Origin of the sequence: Dryocola clanedunensis subsp. sulfonylureivorans (assembly GCF_016756775.1) — a bacterium.
GTDB classification, from domain to species: Bacteria; Pseudomonadota; Gammaproteobacteria; order Enterobacterales; family Enterobacteriaceae; genus Dryocola; species Dryocola clanedunensis.
In genome coordinates this window covers 284550-299831 of sequence record NZ_JAERMU010000002.1, presented here as the reverse complement: position 1 = coordinate 299831, position 15282 = coordinate 284550, and the positions used below count along the sequence as shown (strand labels likewise).

The window sequence follows — 15282 nt, the reverse complement described above, 5'->3', positions numbered from 1 at the left end:
AATGCCTAAGAATAATGTTGAAACGTCGGGCGCATCATAGTCGTTTGTGCCTTAAAAAATATTGTTCGTTAATTTCACTTAGGGAGCGTGACGGGTAATCAGAAACTGCAGCAGTTTCTGATTTTTTGAGCTTGAGCGTATTCTGTCAGCAGAAAAAAATGACTGATATTAGGCGCAGCTTAAAGCGCTAATCGAAAAGTCTTAATGCTGGCACTGATTTGGAGAATATTCAGGGGTAAAAATGCAGCATCTTGATTATCAGGTTATTAAAAAGTGCAGGTTGACTCTGATAAACCTGACTAAGCCCTGATAATTATTAATGCTGAGCTTCTTCATGATCGTCTTGCGGTGTTGCAGAGCCTGCGCTTCGTCTATTTTCATCAGTAAGGCGACGTCAGAGAGCGAATGCCCGCAGGCCATATATTTCAGCAGCTCACGTTCGGTAACTGAGAAATGGCGGGTGGTGCAGAACTTGCAGACGCTGGCAGGAACGGGAAGCGTGCGCTTTCCTCGTCGGGATATCTCGGTCCAGTGGGCGACTTTCAGGGTAATATCTTCAATTTCTTCTTCGCGAAAAATAACCGGCAGCATATAAAGACAGGGGCGGAACATCAGCTTTTCGTGCTCCTGCCGGCGACAAATAAGCACCACGCGCTGCGTTGTGGTGATCTGGGGAATTTTATAGCAGTCGGCGACTATCCAGCTGTCGTCGAGGGAAATAAAAACAATATCGGCAGCATCATGATGTTCGGCAGAAAGGAACTGATAAGGCTCGTAACGGCGGCTGCATATTTTTTCGATAATAATTTTTATACCGTGGGCGAAAGCGCTGTTTTTTTCCCGAAGGGCAATGGTGAGCATAAGAATCCTTTTTTCTAACCAGGCAGGAAAAGGATCATAGTGAAATTTAAGAGCGTTAAGAACAACTTGCGACTTAATTCTCTGAGCGTGCGGGATGAGTTATTGCCAGGTTATTTCCTGGCAGTGAAGGCAGCATTAATCCCCCCTGGTTTGCTACACGCGCACCACCATATCTGCAGCGTCGCTTTGCTGGAGCCAGTCTCGGGCGTTGAGCCTCAGCATTTCCATAAAAGTATGGCCTGCCGTGGAGAGGCGGCCAATATTCGGGCACAGCACGCCAATGCTGGTGGCCGGCAGCACTTCCCGTAGGGCAAGCGCCCGCAGATTAACGTTGTAGCCCGGAAAACGCAGTCGGACCGACGTCCACATGCTGACCATATCTGCCTGCTCCATCATGCGCGCCATGACCCACGGCGACGAACAATGTACGATATTCTGCGGCTGCGGCAGGTTATAGCGGCGAAATACCTGTGCCAGAATGGAGTGCTCGCCCGGCTCGTCCCAGTCGAGCCAGGGATAATTCATCAGGCTTTTAAGGGAGGTGGTATGGGTAATGGGGTGCTGCTCGCCTGCAAGAATCGTATTGCTGAGCGCGTAAAGGGGTTCGTAATACATGCCTGACTGCACGAGGCTGGTGGCAGCGGTGAGCACAGCAAGATCCAGCCGTTGATTTTGCAGGGCGTCGTGAATCTGATGCGGGCGACCTTCCATCGCCACAAGCTTAACGCCCGGAAAACGAGCCTGATACTGGATCAGCGTATTGGTGAAGGGGCCGTAGGAGGCGGCGGAGGTAAAACCAACCCGCAGCTGGCGCATGGCCTTTCCAAGCAGATGGTCGATTTCATCCCGCGCCTGGTGCAGCGAACGATCGATATCGCGGGCGTGGCGCAGCAAAACCTGGCCGTACTCATTTAGGGTCACGCCGCGTGACGAGCGTTGCAGAATCGGCAAGCCGATTTCTGCCTCCAGCTCATGAATCGTTTTCGAAATGGCAGGTTGCGTCAGATTTAACGCCTTTGCTGCTTTGCCAATGCTGCCCTGTGCAGCAACTTCCAACAGAATATCTAATTGATTTAGCTTGATTTTCATTGGGTGCCTTCGCTTGTGCTGCTGTGCTGGTGCAAATTTTGCTCGATCACCATACAAATAATATAACCAAAGGCATAACGAATTTTTATGATTGCGATGTTCTTTTTTTATGCAGATAGTGCAAATGGCGCCCATTTTTCACATATTCGCAACAAAAAAGGAAATGAGCATGAAAGAGTCAGTCAGCTATGCCCCGAGCCGGGCCGACTTAACGGGCTCGCCTGCATTTGCCGCGTCGTCAGCGTCCGATAAGACCAGTATAAAATCGCTGGTTGCCGTGACGCTGGGTAATGGCCTCGAGATTTATGATTTTGCTGTTTACAGCTTTTTTTCGGTGATTATTGGTCACCTCTTTTTCCCCGCCAGCAACGATTACGTGTCGCTTTTACTCGCTGTCGCCACCTTCGGCGTGGGCTTTGTGATGCGCCCGCTGGGTAGCATGGTGCTGGGCAACTACGCCGACAGGCACGGACGTAAGGCGGCAATGACGCTAATTATGGGTCTGATGTCGCTGGGCGTGATGTTAGTGGCCTTTGCGCCGACGTACAGCCAGGCCGGAATACTGGCACCGATAATCCTGATTGCCGGACGACTGTTGCAGGGTTTTTCTGCGGGAGGAGAAGTGGGCGCTGCGACGACCTGGCTGATGGAAGCCGGTGGCGCTGCCCGCCGTGGCGAACGGGTAAGCTGGCAGATGACCAGCCAGGGAGGCGCGGCGTTATTGGGGGCGGCTATGGGAGCGGGGCTTAGCCATTATCTGAGCGAGGAGCAGCTGTACGACTGGGGCTGGCGAATCCCGTTTATCCTGGGCCTGGCTATTATGCCGGTCGGTTTGTATATCCGCCGCCAGCTGCCGGAAACCCACAGTACTTCCCCCACCACCGCGCTTGCTAACCCTGCGCTCACCTTATGGCGTGAGCATCGTAAGGTGCTGCTGCTGGGGATTTTTGCCGGGATCAAAGGCACAACCACCTTCTACATCATTATTTATTACATGCCCGCCTATATGGTGAACACCATGCACATGCCGGCGAGCATCTCTTACTGGATAAGCCTGACGGCAGCCCTGTTAACGCTGCTGATCCCTTTCTGGGGCGGCAGGCTGGCAGACAGATTGCCGAGGCGAAAGCCGATCCTGATCGCCTGTGCGCTTTTATCGCTTGTGCTGATCTGGCCGATCTTTGCAACAATCATGTACGGCCTTCCGCTGTGGTACACCATAGTCTTAATCGCGCTGGATCAGGTTCTGGCTAATATCAGCGCGGTGGCCATGTTCTTACTGATCCTTGAATCCTTCCCCAGGCCGGTACGCGCCTGCGGCATGGCGATGGTCTACGCCATCAGCGTGTCATTGTTTGGCGGATTCGCCCAGTTTAACGTGACATGGCTGCTGAAAGTCACTAACCAGCCTATGGCACCAGCCTGGTATTTGATGTTTTGCGCCATCGTTTCGCTGTGCGCCCTGATTGCCTGGCGCGAGCGTAACGCCTTACCTGACAAAGAAAAGGAAACCCTATGCTAATCAAAGAAATTCTCGAACATGAAGCAGAGATGATCGCCATTCGCCGTGATTTCCACCAGCACCCGGAGCTGGGATTTGAAGAGTTTCGCACCAGCGATCGTATTGCGGAACTGCTGAACACCTGGGGCTATGAGGTGCATCGAGGGTTGGGCGGAACTGGAGTGGTCGGCACGCTGAAAGTGGGCAACGGCGGCAGGCGCCTCGGCATCCGCGCCGATATGGACGCGCTGCCGATGCAGGAACAAACCGGGCTGCCGTGGGCAAGCGCGGTGGAAGGCAAGATGCACGCCTGCGGTCACGATGGACACTGTGCCATTCTGCTGTCTGCGGCGCGTTATCTGGCCGAACATCGCCCGTTTAACGGTACGCTGCATCTCATTTTCCAGCCGTCGGAAGAGTCCGTCGGCGGCGCAAAACGCATGATCGACGATGGCCTGTTTAAGCTTTTCCCCTGCGATGCGATCTTTGGTTTGCACAACTTCCCGCTGATCCCTGCCGGACAGATCATGACTAAGCCGGGGGCGCTGATGGCCTCGTCTGACAGCATGACCGTCAAACTGGAAGGCAAAGGGGGGCACGGATCGATGCCGGAAAACAGTATCGATCCTACCGTGGCCGGTGCTGCAATCGTCATGGCATTGCAGACCATTGTTTCACGCAATGTCGATCCTCAGGACGCGGCGGTGGTCACCGTGGGCAGCCTGCAAAGCGGCACGACCCATAACATTATCCCGCACAATGCGGTGCTCAAGCTGAATATGCGTACCTTAAAAGCTGAGGTGCGGGATGCGGTGAAAGAGCGTATCAACGCCATTGTGCAGGGGCAGGCGGAAAGTTTTGGTGTTAAAGCGGTTATCGAACCGGACTTTGGGTATCCGGTGACGATGAACGATCCGGCGCAAACCGAGTTTGCACTACAGGTGGCTCGCGACGCCTTTGGGGCCGAGTGGGTTGCCGATCCGCAAGAAGTTAAAACCGCCATGGGCAGCGAAGATTTCGCCTTTATGCTCGAAGAGGTGCCGGGCTGCTATGTCTGGCTGGGAACCGGGAAAGGCAAAGATGACTATTCCGTGCATCACCCGCTCTATCAGTTTAACGACGAGTGCATCTCCGTTGGCGCGACATACTGGGTGAAGCTCACCGAGGCTTATTTACGCTAACTTTTAACGGCGGATGACGCTGCGCTTATCCGCCCTGCGCGTGCTTTGGTAAGATTCGCGCCTCCGAAACCGAAGGCGCGAAGCGGATCAGTGATGGACCAGCGTGGCGAAGTAATAGATCAGCGGGATCGCCAGCAGATACAGCCCCACGGGGATCTCACGCCACTTCCCGGCAATCACTTTGATGATCACATAAAACAGCAGGCCGCCCGCGATGCCGGTGCCGAAGCTGTTGGCGATCAGCGTGATCATCACCATCATCAGCACCGGCAGCCCGTCGGTGAAGTTCGCTAAATCCACCTTGCGCAGGCCGCTGAACATATTCAGCCCGATGAGGATCAGCGCCGGTGCCGTCGCCTCTTTCGGGATCATCAGCGCCACCGGCGTGAACAGCAGCATCAGCAGGAACATCACGGCTGCCGTCAGCGCGGTCAGGCCCGTTTTGCCACCGGCCTCCGCCGCTGCGGAAGATTCAATTAATGCCGTTGCCGCAGGGATACCGACCCACGGACCAAGCGCGGCGGCAATGGAATCGACCATAAACGGACGGTTGATGTGCGGCATATTGCCTTTCTCATCCAGCAGGCCCGCTTCGCCGCCGACGGCAAGCGTGGTGCCCATGGTGGAGAAGAACTCCGAGGCAAAAAAGACGAACAGATAGGGCAGGAAGGCGATATTCAGCGCGCCCAGCATATCCACATGGCCCAGCACGGGCGCGATGGAGTGCGGCAGGGCGATAAAGCTTTGCGGCAGATGGGTGACGCCAAAGGGAATGCCGACGAGGGTCGCAAACAGAATCGCCCAGAGAATGGCACCGGGAATGCGGCGGGCCTGCAATGCTATGGCAAGGAACAGCCCGCACAGCGCAACAACAGCGCCCGGCGAGGTGAAATCCCCCAGCATCAGCGCGTTGCTTTTTACGTTCGCCAGCACCAGCCCCGCGTTACGGAAGCCGAGCACGGCGACGAACAGCCCGATCGATGCCGTCAGCCCTAGCTTGATGGACTGCGGCACGGAGCGGGTGACGATCTCCCGCAGGCCGAGACGGGTCAGGGCGAAGAAGAGAATGCCCGACCAGCAGGCAATGCCCAGGCCAATCTGCCAGCTAATCCCCTCGCTCCCGGCAAGCGTTACGCCCACCAGCACGGAACCCCCAATGCCCGGCCCGACGATAAACGGCAGGTTGCCGTAAAACGCCATCAGCAGGGTGCCCGCCACAAACACCAGAATGGTGCCCGTGGTCACCGCGCCTTTGTCCATGCCGCCGACGGCCAGCAGGCCGGGGATCACCACCAGCAGATAGGCAGCGGCCAGGAAGCCCGTGACGCCCGCGAGACATTCGGTTTTGACTTTGCTTTGCCGGGCCTGCAGCTGGAAACGCCTTTCCAGCCAGCTGCCGGACGCGGCGGGGGTAACTGTGTTTTCGGCCATTATGCGGCTCTCCGTTGCTATCTGATTGTTGTGTGTTATTTCGCTGCCGTTTCGTGACGGGCAATAAGCGGGTCGACAATCTGGCGCGTGCTGCCGTCCGTTAAGCCGAGATCGGTCAGGTGCGGCCCGGCGTTACAGGCAAGGCAGGTGCCTTCAATGGCTTTAAAGACCCGGTAAGGCGGCTCCCAGTCGGCGACTTTGTTGCTCAGCTCGCGCAGCTGGTGGAACTGCCGCGCCAGCTCGTCCGCGGGCAGGTCGGAAAGCATACCGGCAATGGGCATCGCCACATGCGCGAGAATATCTCCGTTCTGGCTCAGCGCCATGCCGCCGCCGCTGGCAATCAGCGTGTTGGCCGCCAGCATCATATCCTGCGGATCCCGCCCCAGAACCACCAGGTTGTGGGAGTCGTGGGAGTAGGTCGTGGCAATCGCGCCGCGCAGTTCTCCCCAGCCTTCCAGCAGCGCCAGCTGCGGCTTCGCTTCGTGGCGGCCGTGACGGTGCTGCACCCAGATCAGGCTGAATCCTTCAGGGATTTGCACTTTTCCATCGCGCACTTCCACCGTCGTTTCGTTCCACTGGGTAAAGCGTGCGCCTTTGATATGGCGCAGCGTGGCGGTGCCGTGCGTCATCGGGACGGTAAGATTGAAAGCTTCCGCAGTTAGCGGCTGAAGGCGGACGGTATCGCGCGGCGGCAGAACTTCCGGCGCTTTCACCGGTTCAGTCAGTTTGCCGTTTTGCGCCAGGCGCTGTCCTGCGACATACACCGCTTTCGCCTGGAGCTTCTCCAGCGAATCGAAGACCACAAGATCCGCCGTGCGTCCGGCAGCAATCAGCCCCAGATCGTTACGCTGCAGGCGGATCGCGGCGTTGAGGGTTGCCAGACGAAGCGCGTCTGTCGCCTTCATGCCGTGTTCGATCAGCAGGTTGAGCAGGGCGACGATCCCGCCTTTTTCCAGCAGGATATCCGGCGGCACGTCATCGGTGCAGACCGTGACCTGGGAAGAGAGGTGCGGAAGGGCGTTCAGCGCTTCGACAATTTCCGGCAGCAGGTAAGGGTGCGAGCCGCGAATTTCGATGGTCAGCCCGGCGCGGAGCTTTTCCAGCGCGTCAGCAGCCGAGGTCAGTTCGTGATCCGAAGTAACGCCAGCGGCAAGATAGGCCTGTAGCTGCGCGCCGCTAAGGCCACGGGCGTGGCCCTCAATGAGCTTGCCGCTGTTCAGCCCGGCGTTGAGGATTTCCAGCATGCGCTCGCTGCCGTTCAGCACGCCGTGCATGTCCATCACTTCCGCCACGCCCGCCACTTCCGGCCAGGCGAGCATGGTTTCCATCTCTTTGCCTGCAAAATCAGCGCCGGACATTTCCAGTCCAGGCGTTGAAGGGACGCTGGACGGCGCGGCGCAGATCACCCGTAGCGGCAGGTCGCGGCTGGCTTCGACAGCATAACGCACGCCTTCCACACCCAGCACGTTAGCCAGCTCGTGCGGGTCCCAGAAGATGGTGGTGGTGCCCTGCGCCACAACGATTTCAGCGTAGCGGGCCGGAGGTAAATGCGAGCTTTCAACGTGTACGTGGGTGTCCATCAGCCCCGGGCTGAGATACGCTCCTGCCAGGTCGTGGGTTTGCGCGGCGTCGGCCCAGGTTCCACAGGGGTGAACGCTGGCGATAAGCGAGCCGACCAGCCCCACGTCCACCAGGCGAACCTCGCCGGTTGCCATATCTATCAGGTTGGCGTTGCTCAGCAGCAGGTCAAAAGGCTGTTCGCCCAGCGCGGCTTTTACCGCCCGGCGGCGCAGGTCCGCGTGCACATATGAAGTCATCATTTCCGTCCGCAAATCGCAAGATAGCGCTACTCTAGGCAGCGGGCGGAGATTTGCCCAGATGATTTAATTTATCAGCCGATAAGAAACGTTTATCCTGTCGCAAACGATTACCTCCGGAACCCGGACACGATAATGGCTGAACCCTGGCGCCGCCTGCCCGCCCTCTCTTTAAAACAGATCCAGTATTTTGTGACGCTGGCCCGGTTAAGGCATTTCACCGATACCGCAAACCGTCTTGCTATCAGCCAGCCGGCGCTGAGCAGCGCGCTGCGGCAGATTGAGCTGGTGCTGGGCGGCAAGCTGGTGAACCGCACGGCGTCGGCGGTGACGCTCACGGAGCTGGGCATGGCGATCCTGCCCCATGCCGAACGCGTGCTGTACGTGGCGCAGCGCTCGTTCGATGATATGCAGCGCATTGTGGAAAACGGCGGGGCGGGGACATTGTGCATCGGGCTGGTGCCTTCGGTCAGCAGCCTTTTATTCCCGGATATTCCGCAGCTGCTGGCGGAGCATTACCCTCGTCTGCGCGTTGAGTTTCACGATCAAACCAATGATTCCCTGATTAGCCAGCTGGAAAACGGCCAGCTGGACTTTGGCATCGGCGCGCTGGACAGCTCGGTGCCCGAGACGCTGGAGATCCACCCGCTGCAGGACGATCCGTTTGTCGCCGTGATGCACCGGGACGATCCGCTGGCTGCCTCCAGCCAAATCCCGTGGCGGCACCTCTCCCGCCGCGATATCGGCGTATTTTCAAAAGGGAATATCAGCCGCCTGGTGGCCGCTATGGCAGAAAGCCAGCGGCTTAATCTCACCGCTCGCTATCAGGTGGATTTTATCGAAACCCTGTACGGGCTGGTGCGCTCCCGCCTGGCTATCGCGATCCTGCCGGAGCTTTACACCACGCATTTACAGGACAAAGAGCTGGTGGTTGTGCATCTTCAGCAGCCCTCTCTAAGCCGGACGGTGGCGCTGATGCGCAGCACGCAGCAGGCGTTCCCACCCGTCATCGACGACTGTTTCCAGCTGATTGCTAAAGCATTTCAGCAAAGGAAGCTAAACTGACCGCATAATTTCAAACACAAGGACGATCGCTTTTCATGAAGAAGACCCTCCGCGCCGTTTTAATCCTGATGCTTTTCGTGCTGCTGGCCGCTGCCGGATGGCTGCTGCATATCCACGCCAACAGCGACGCGCTGTGGAAGATTGTCAGCCAGCAGTGCGTGCCCGGCCAGCAGCAGCGGCACGATCCGACGCCTTGCCTGGATGTCGATCTCGATAAACGTTTCGTGGTCTTTAAAGACGCGAAGGGGCCGCTGCACACGCTGGTGATGCCGACCGAAGAAATTACCGGCATTGAAAGCCCGGCGCTTCAGAAGGCGGATGCGCCCAATTACTTCTATTACGCCTGGCAGGAGCGCAGTCGCTTAAAGCAGATGACGGATAAGCCCGTCGACGACCGTTATCTGGCGCTGGCGATCAACTCCTGGTACGGCCGCTCCCAGAACCAGCTGCATATCCATCTTGCCTGCCTGCGCCCGGAGGTTTATCGGCAGCTTAGCCAGCAGGAAGGGTTTATCAGCACCAGCTGGCAGCCGCTGGGGATCGGGCTGAAGGGCCATGATTATCTGGCGATGAAAATCCCGGCCGACACGTTTGCGCAGCAAAGCCCCTTTGCGCTGCTGAACCGCTACGTTCAGGCGCACGGCGACGACATCGCGAAATATGGCCTGGCGGTAACCGTCAACGAGCGGGGCGAGTTTGTGCTGCTGGCAAATCGGCTGAAGGTGACGGATTTGAACCTGGGCACGGCGGGAGAGCTTCTCGACTACGGCTGCGCGCTGCAAAACTAGCGTGAACTATGGGGCGGCGGCTTTTGTGCTGCCGTCCACAAAATCGAAAATCCCCGGCTGGCTTTTGGTCACGGCGCGATCTTTCACTGCATCATTGGGGCAAGCGTATACCGCAGCGTAAGGAACGCCCCATGCGTAAAGATGATTTGCTCACCTTCCTGAAAAACCAGACCGACTTTTTCGATCCCCATGACGTCAGTGACATCTTCACTGCCGGCCACCTTGCCGGGCGTTTTGCGCTACGGCGCAATACCGCCAGCCACTATCTCAACCAGCTGGTGGCGCAGGGCGTGCTGATAAAAATCAACACCCGCCCCGTTTACTTCCTGCATAAAGCGAGCTTCGAGCAGCAGTTTTACCGCCTGTCGCGCACCGAGTTTGCCAGCGTCGACGAGCTGCTGGCAGAAAGCGACGGCGGGAAACAGCAGCATGACCACTTTTCCCTGCTGATCGGCCATGAAGGCTCGCTCAGGAAGCCGATTGAGCAGCTGAAAACCGCGCTGTTTTATCCCGACGGCGGCCTGCCGCTGCTGATCACCGGCGACAGCGGCACCGGCAAAAGCTACCTCGCGCAGCTGATGCATGAATACGCCATCGCGCAGGGGCTGATTGGGGCAGATGCTCCTTTTGTCACGCTCAACTGCGCCCAGTACGCCAGCAACCCGGAGCTGCTGGCGGCAAACCTGTTCGGCTACGTCAAAGGGGCATTCACGGGGGCTACAACTGATAAAGCCGGGGCGTTCGAAGCGGCGGACGGCGGGATTTTATTTCTGGACGAGGTTCACCGGCTGCATGCCGAAGGGCAGGAAAAGCTCTTCACCTGGCTCGACCGGGGGGAGATTTACCGGCTGGGCGAGACCGCCTGCGGCCACGCCGTTTCGGTTCGGCTGATTTTCGCCACCACCGAGGACATCCACAGCACCTTCCTGACCACGTTTATCCGCCGCATACCCATTCAGGTTGTGCTGCCGGAGCTTGAAAGCCGCAGCCGCAAAGAGAAAGAGGCGCTGATCCTACAGTTCTTCTGGCTGGAGGCAAAGAAGGTGGGGAGTGGGCTGAGCCTCAGCCCGCGGCTGCTCTCCGTGCTGTCGCATTACGTTTTTCGCGGCAACGTGGGGGAGCTGAAAAACGTCATCAAATACGTGGTGGCCTCTGCGTTTGCCAAACAGGGGGCGGGGCCGACGCTGAGCGTGACGATCCACGATCTTCCGGAACCGGTAATGGCCCAGCTGCCCGCCCTCAGCGAAGCCGTGACCGACCGCCAGGACGATATCCTGCTCGATGAGAAAACGTGCCTGCCGTGGCTGCTGCAAAGCCAGGATGCGGCCCGCATGCTGATCCACGATCTCCAGCTCAGCGTGCTGGCCCTGTTTGAAAAATACCGCAGCGCTCACCACGTCTGGGATGATATCGAACTGCGTATCGGCAACGAAATTGAAGAGCTGTTTGACCGGCTGATTTTCGACAGCCGGGACAAAGCCAGTTCGCAGATGCTGCTGCTGGTGACGAGCCAGGTGCGGGAGGAGTTTTACCGGCTGGAAAAAAGCTACAGCGTCCAGTTTAACGGCAACTGTATTTACGCCATCGGCCATTACCTGGTGCATCGCTCGAACGTCGAGCCCTCGAAGCTTAACGCCGAGGTGTGCAAACAGCTCGACCGCTTTTTAGAGCAGAAGTATCCGCTGCTCTATCTGTTTTGCGACGAGGTGCTGACGTCGCTGACCCGCAGGCTGGATTTGAACATTCAGGCGATGGACCGCGTGCTGTTACTGCTCTGGCTGAATAAAACCGGCGTGCAGACCAGCCAGCTGGTGACCAAAGCGGTGATCCTGGCGCACGGTTACGCCACGGCGAGCAGCATTGCCAACGTGGCGAACCGGCTTTTGAAGCAGACGGTTTACGAGTCGTTCGATATGCCGCTGGACGTGACGCCCGAGGCCATCGCCCAGCAGGTGACGCAGTATGTCGAGCGTAACGCGCAGGCCAGCAGCCTGGTGATTCTGGTGGATATGGGCTCGCTTAACGATATCCACCAGTATTTCAGCCACCGGGTGACGATGCCGGTAGCCATCATTAATAACGTGTCCACGCGGATGGCGCTGTACGTCGGCGAGCGGATTTTGCAGGGGGACTATCTGGAAAATATCGCCAGCGACATCGCTACGGATTTGCCCGTCGAGCATAAAATCATCTGGCCCGAGCGGAATAAACCGAAGGCGATTATTACCACCTGCGCGACGGGTATCGGCGCCGCCAGCAATCTTTGCAGCCTGCTGAAAGCGAGCATTCCCCAGGAGCTGGGGATCGAGGTGGTCGCCTATGAGTACGAGACGCTGGCGGAAAACAAGCGCCGCGAGCCGATCTTTTCCCGTTTCGACGTGCTGGCGCTGGTGGGGACGCTCGATCCCAACATCCCCGATGTGCCCTATATCCCGCTGGATACGCTGATCTCCGGGCAGGGCAACGAGACGCTGCTGGGGCTGTTCGGGGCGCTGACCGGCCCGGAAGAGGTGAAGCAGATTAACGAGCGCATCGTGAAAAACTTCTCCCTGCGGCGGGTGATTGAGTCCGTCACCATTCTCGATACCGGCAAGGTGATTAATCAGGTGGAGCAGTTTCTGACGCGCTATCAGCACCTGGCCGCCATCTCGGTGCCCAACGATCGCAAGGTTGCGCTCTACGTTCACGTAAGCTGCCTGATTGAGCGGCTGATCCGCCAGGCGGCGATTCAGGTCTACGGCGGGCGGCGCGCTCAGTGTCAAAGAAATCACCTCTCCGCGCTGCGGGAGGCCTTTAGTGTCATTGAGTCCAGCTACAGTGTCAAAATCCCCGAGGCCGAGCTGTTTTATATCCACGATATTCTGCATCTGGAAACTGAATTTCTTCAGTACGATCAAGAGTTTTAGGCTTTTTCTCCCGCTTCATCCCCGTCACTCTCCGCCGTGCCACTAATGCTGGCACGGCAGTTGCAATTTAAAGCTCAGACAGCGGGATTTATTTTCGAGGACAGGATGAAACGACACTATATTTTTGCCAGCCACGGCACCTTCGCTACCGGTATCCTCAACTCGGTTGAGCTGATTCTGGGCAAGCAAAATAATATCCATACGCTCTGTGCCTATATTAACGAGGGCGAGGATCTGACCGAGCAGGTGAATAACCTGATGGCTTCTTTTCCGGCTCAGGACGAGCTGGTGGTATTAACGGATATTTTTGCCGGCAGCGTAAACAATGAATTTATCCGCTTTATCCACCGCCCCGGCTTCCATCTGCTGGCCGGGCTGAATCTGCCGTTAATTATCGAAATGCTGATTTCCCCGCAGGATGAAGAGACGCAGCTGCTGATTAGCGAATCGCTGGCCAGCGCCCGCCAGAGCATCCAGTACTGCAACCAGACGCTGAATACGGCGCTGGTGACGGATAAAGACTTTTAACCGAGGATAAGAAAAATGATAACACTCCTGCGCGTTGACCACCGCCTGCTCCACGGCCAGGTTGCCTTCTCCTGGACCCAGTACATCAGCGCCGACTGTATCCTGATTGCCAACGATGCAGTGATGGAAGATGAGCTGCGTAAAACCACCATTAAACTCGCCAAACCGCCCGCGGTGAAGCTGGTAATGAAAAATATCGCCGATTCGATTGCGGCGATAAAAAGCGGCGTCACCGACAAATATAAATTATTTATCGTCGTGGAATCCGTCGAGGATGCCTGGCGGCTGGCCAGTAAAATTCCAGAAATAAAAAGCATTAACTTAGGCGGTATTAAAGCCAAAGAGGGAAGCCAGAATATTTCGAAAGCGATTAACGTCCTGCCTGAGGAAATTAATTTGCTGAACGAACTGGTTAAAGCGGGTACGGAAGTGGAAATCCGGCAGGTGCCTAACGACAGGAAATTATTATTCACCGAATGCGTTGAATAGTGAGGGAAGCATCATGGTAGAAGCATTACTGCTCGGTCTGGTGGCCTTTATTGCCCAGTCCGAATATGCATTAGGCACGTCGTTAATTTCCAGGCCGATTGTCACCGGCCTGCTCACCGGGCTGGTGTTGGGCGATGTGCAAACCGGCGTGATTATGGGCGCGACGCTGGAGCTGGCGTTCATCGGTTCGTTTTCGGTGGGGGCCTCTATTCCGCCAGACGTGGTCACCGGCGGCATTCTGGGCGTGGCTTTTGCAATTACGTCCGGGGCGGGGACGGAAACGGCTCTGCTGCTGGGCCTGCCGATAGCCACGCTGACGCTGGTGCTGAAAAACGTCTATCTCGGGCTGTTTATTCCGACCCTGAACCAGAAGGCGGACGCCTACGCGGAGCAGGCGGATACCCGGGGCATCGAGCGGATGCACCTCATCGCCGGGTTTGGCCTTTCGCTGATGCTGGCGACGGTGGTGACCGTCTCCTTTATGGTCGGCAGCGGCGCGGTGAAGAGCCTGCTGGATGCCATTCCGGAGTTCATCAAGCATGGCCTGAGCGTGGCAACGGGGATTATCCCCGCGCTGGGCTTTGCGATGCTGGCCCGCCTGCTGATTAACCGCAAGGTGGCGCCTTACTTCTTCCTCGGCTTCGTGCTGATGGCCTATCTGAAAATCCCGGTGACCGGCATTGCCATCCTCGGCGCGATCACCGCCGTGGTGATGGTGAACGTCACGCAACTTAATTCCCCGCGCCCGACGGCGGCACAAGGAGTCCAGAATGACGATGAAGATGATTTCTGAGGAAACTCAGGCGGCAGAAGAGGAGACCGGCGGCATTACCGATAAAGAGCTGCGCAGCGTGTTCTGGCGCTCGTTCCAGATGGAGTTCTCCTGGAACTATGAACGGCAGATGAACCTGGCGTTTGTTTACGCGATGATCCCGGTGCTGAAAAAGCTGTATACCCGCAAAGAGGATCTGGCCTGCGCGCTGAAGCGCCACCTGGCGTTCTTCAACACCACGCCGCACATCGTCACGCTGATCCTGGGCATAACGGCGGCGATGGAAGAGAAAAACAGCCAGTCGAAGGGCATGGACGCGGCCTCCGTGGACAGCGTAAAGGCCTCGCTGATGGGGCCGCTGGCCGGGCTGGGCGACTCGTTCTTCTGGGGCACGCTGCGCCTGATTGCTACCGGCATCGGCACAAGCCTCGCCCTTAAAGGCAGCATTCTTGGTCCCATTCTGTTCCTGCTGGTGTTTAACATCCCGCACCTGGCCGTGCGTTTCCTGTTTACCCGCTGGGGGTACGTGCTGGGAACCGGCGTGCTGCAGCGTATCCAGAAGAGCGGGATGATGGAGAGCCTGACCTATGGCGCATCGATAATCGGCCTGATGGTGGTGGGGGCAATGACCGCCTCCATGATTGATATCACCATTCCTATTACCTTCGGGACGGGGGATGCGAAAACCCACGTGCAGGACATCATCAACGACGTCATGCCTGCTTTACTCCCGCTGCTGAGCTTTGGCATCGTCTACTGGCTGCTGGGCAGAAAGGTTAAACCGCTGGCCATTCTGGGCGGCATGGCGGTGGTGGGAATATTAGGTTCATGGATTGGTTTATTCTGAGGATTAT

Annotated in this window: 13 protein-coding genes; 9 read left to right on the top strand and 4 right to left on the bottom strand. The window is 57.4% G+C overall.

The features are described 5' to 3' along the window. Positions 1-258 precede the first annotated feature (258 nt). Both HYQ67_RS03240 and HYQ67_RS03235 read right to left on the bottom strand, forming a co-directional pair. Positions 259-861, bottom strand: coding sequence for a fimbriae biosynthesis transcriptional regulator FimW (locus tag HYQ67_RS03240; protein WP_202301437.1), 603 nt, complete (start codon positions 859-861; stop codon positions 259-261). Between the two features lie 153 nt (positions 862-1014). After that, positions 1015-1950: a LysR family transcriptional regulator gene (locus HYQ67_RS03235; RefSeq protein WP_202301435.1), complete on the bottom strand. Its 936-nt coding sequence runs from the start codon at positions 1948-1950 to the stop codon at positions 1015-1017. 169 nt (positions 1951-2119) lie between these two features. Here HYQ67_RS03235 and HYQ67_RS03230 point away from each other — a divergent pair, with 169 nt between their 5' ends. Then, on the top strand, positions 2120-3472 hold the full coding sequence (locus HYQ67_RS03230) for an MFS transporter (protein ID WP_202301433.1): 1353 nt from the start codon (positions 2120-2122) through the stop codon (positions 3470-3472). Continuing rightward, positions 3466-4632: a M20 aminoacylase family protein gene (locus tag HYQ67_RS03225; protein WP_202301431.1), complete on the top strand. Its 1167-nt coding sequence runs from the start codon at positions 3466-3468 to the stop codon at positions 4630-4632. Before HYQ67_RS03230 ends, HYQ67_RS03225 begins: the two co-directional genes overlap by 7 nt. 87 nt (positions 4633-4719) lie before the next feature. Here HYQ67_RS03225 and HYQ67_RS03220 read toward each other — a convergent pair whose 3' ends face one another. Together HYQ67_RS03220 and HYQ67_RS03215 are read right to left on the bottom strand one after the other, a co-directional pair. After that, positions 4720-6063, bottom strand: coding sequence for an NCS2 family permease (locus HYQ67_RS03220; protein ID WP_202301429.1), 1344 nt, complete (start codon positions 6061-6063; stop codon positions 4720-4722). A gap of 35 nt (positions 6064-6098) precedes the next feature. After that, positions 6099-7880: an adenine deaminase gene (locus HYQ67_RS03215; protein ID WP_202301522.1), complete on the bottom strand. Its 1782-nt coding sequence runs from the start codon at positions 7878-7880 to the stop codon at positions 6099-6101. 132 nt (positions 7881-8012) lie between these two features. Between HYQ67_RS03215 and HYQ67_RS03210 the strand changes: the two genes are divergently transcribed. The 7 genes from HYQ67_RS03210 (at position 8013) to HYQ67_RS03180 (ending at position 15275) form a co-directional block, all read left to right on the top strand. Next, complete coding sequence (locus tag HYQ67_RS03210) at positions 8013-8945, top strand: LysR family transcriptional regulator (RefSeq protein ID WP_348519206.1); 933 nt, start codon at positions 8013-8015, stop codon at positions 8943-8945. 35 nt (positions 8946-8980) lie between these two features. Further along, positions 8981-9733, top strand: coding sequence for a CDP-diacylglycerol diphosphatase (locus HYQ67_RS03205; protein ID WP_202301425.1), 753 nt, complete (start codon positions 8981-8983; stop codon positions 9731-9733). 131 nt (positions 9734-9864) lie between these two features. Continuing rightward, positions 9865-12639 (top strand): sigma-54-dependent transcriptional regulator, encoded by a 2775-nt coding sequence (locus HYQ67_RS03200; RefSeq protein WP_202301423.1) that lies wholly within the window; start codon positions 9865-9867, stop codon positions 12637-12639. A 105-nt stretch (positions 12640-12744) separates the two neighbouring features. Next, entirely contained in the window at positions 12745-13167 is a 423-nt protein-coding gene (locus HYQ67_RS03195) for a PTS sugar transporter subunit IIA (protein ID WP_202301421.1), read from the top strand. Between the two features lie 15 nt (positions 13168-13182). Then, complete coding sequence (locus HYQ67_RS03190) at positions 13183-13656, top strand: PTS sugar transporter subunit IIB (RefSeq protein WP_202301419.1); 474 nt, start codon at positions 13183-13185, stop codon at positions 13654-13656. A gap of 13 nt (positions 13657-13669) precedes the next feature. Continuing rightward, a complete protein-coding gene (locus HYQ67_RS03185) occupies positions 13670-14449 on the top strand; it encodes a PTS mannose/fructose/sorbose/N-acetylgalactosamine transporter subunit IIC (RefSeq protein WP_202301417.1) in 780 nt (259 codons plus the stop codon). After that, on the top strand, positions 14427-15275 hold the full coding sequence (locus tag HYQ67_RS03180; RefSeq protein ID WP_202301415.1) for a PTS system mannose/fructose/sorbose family transporter subunit IID: 849 nt from the start codon (positions 14427-14429) through the stop codon (positions 15273-15275). The genes HYQ67_RS03185 and HYQ67_RS03180 overlap by 23 nt, the downstream gene beginning before the upstream one ends. The last annotated feature ends 7 nt before the right edge of the window (positions 15276-15282 follow it).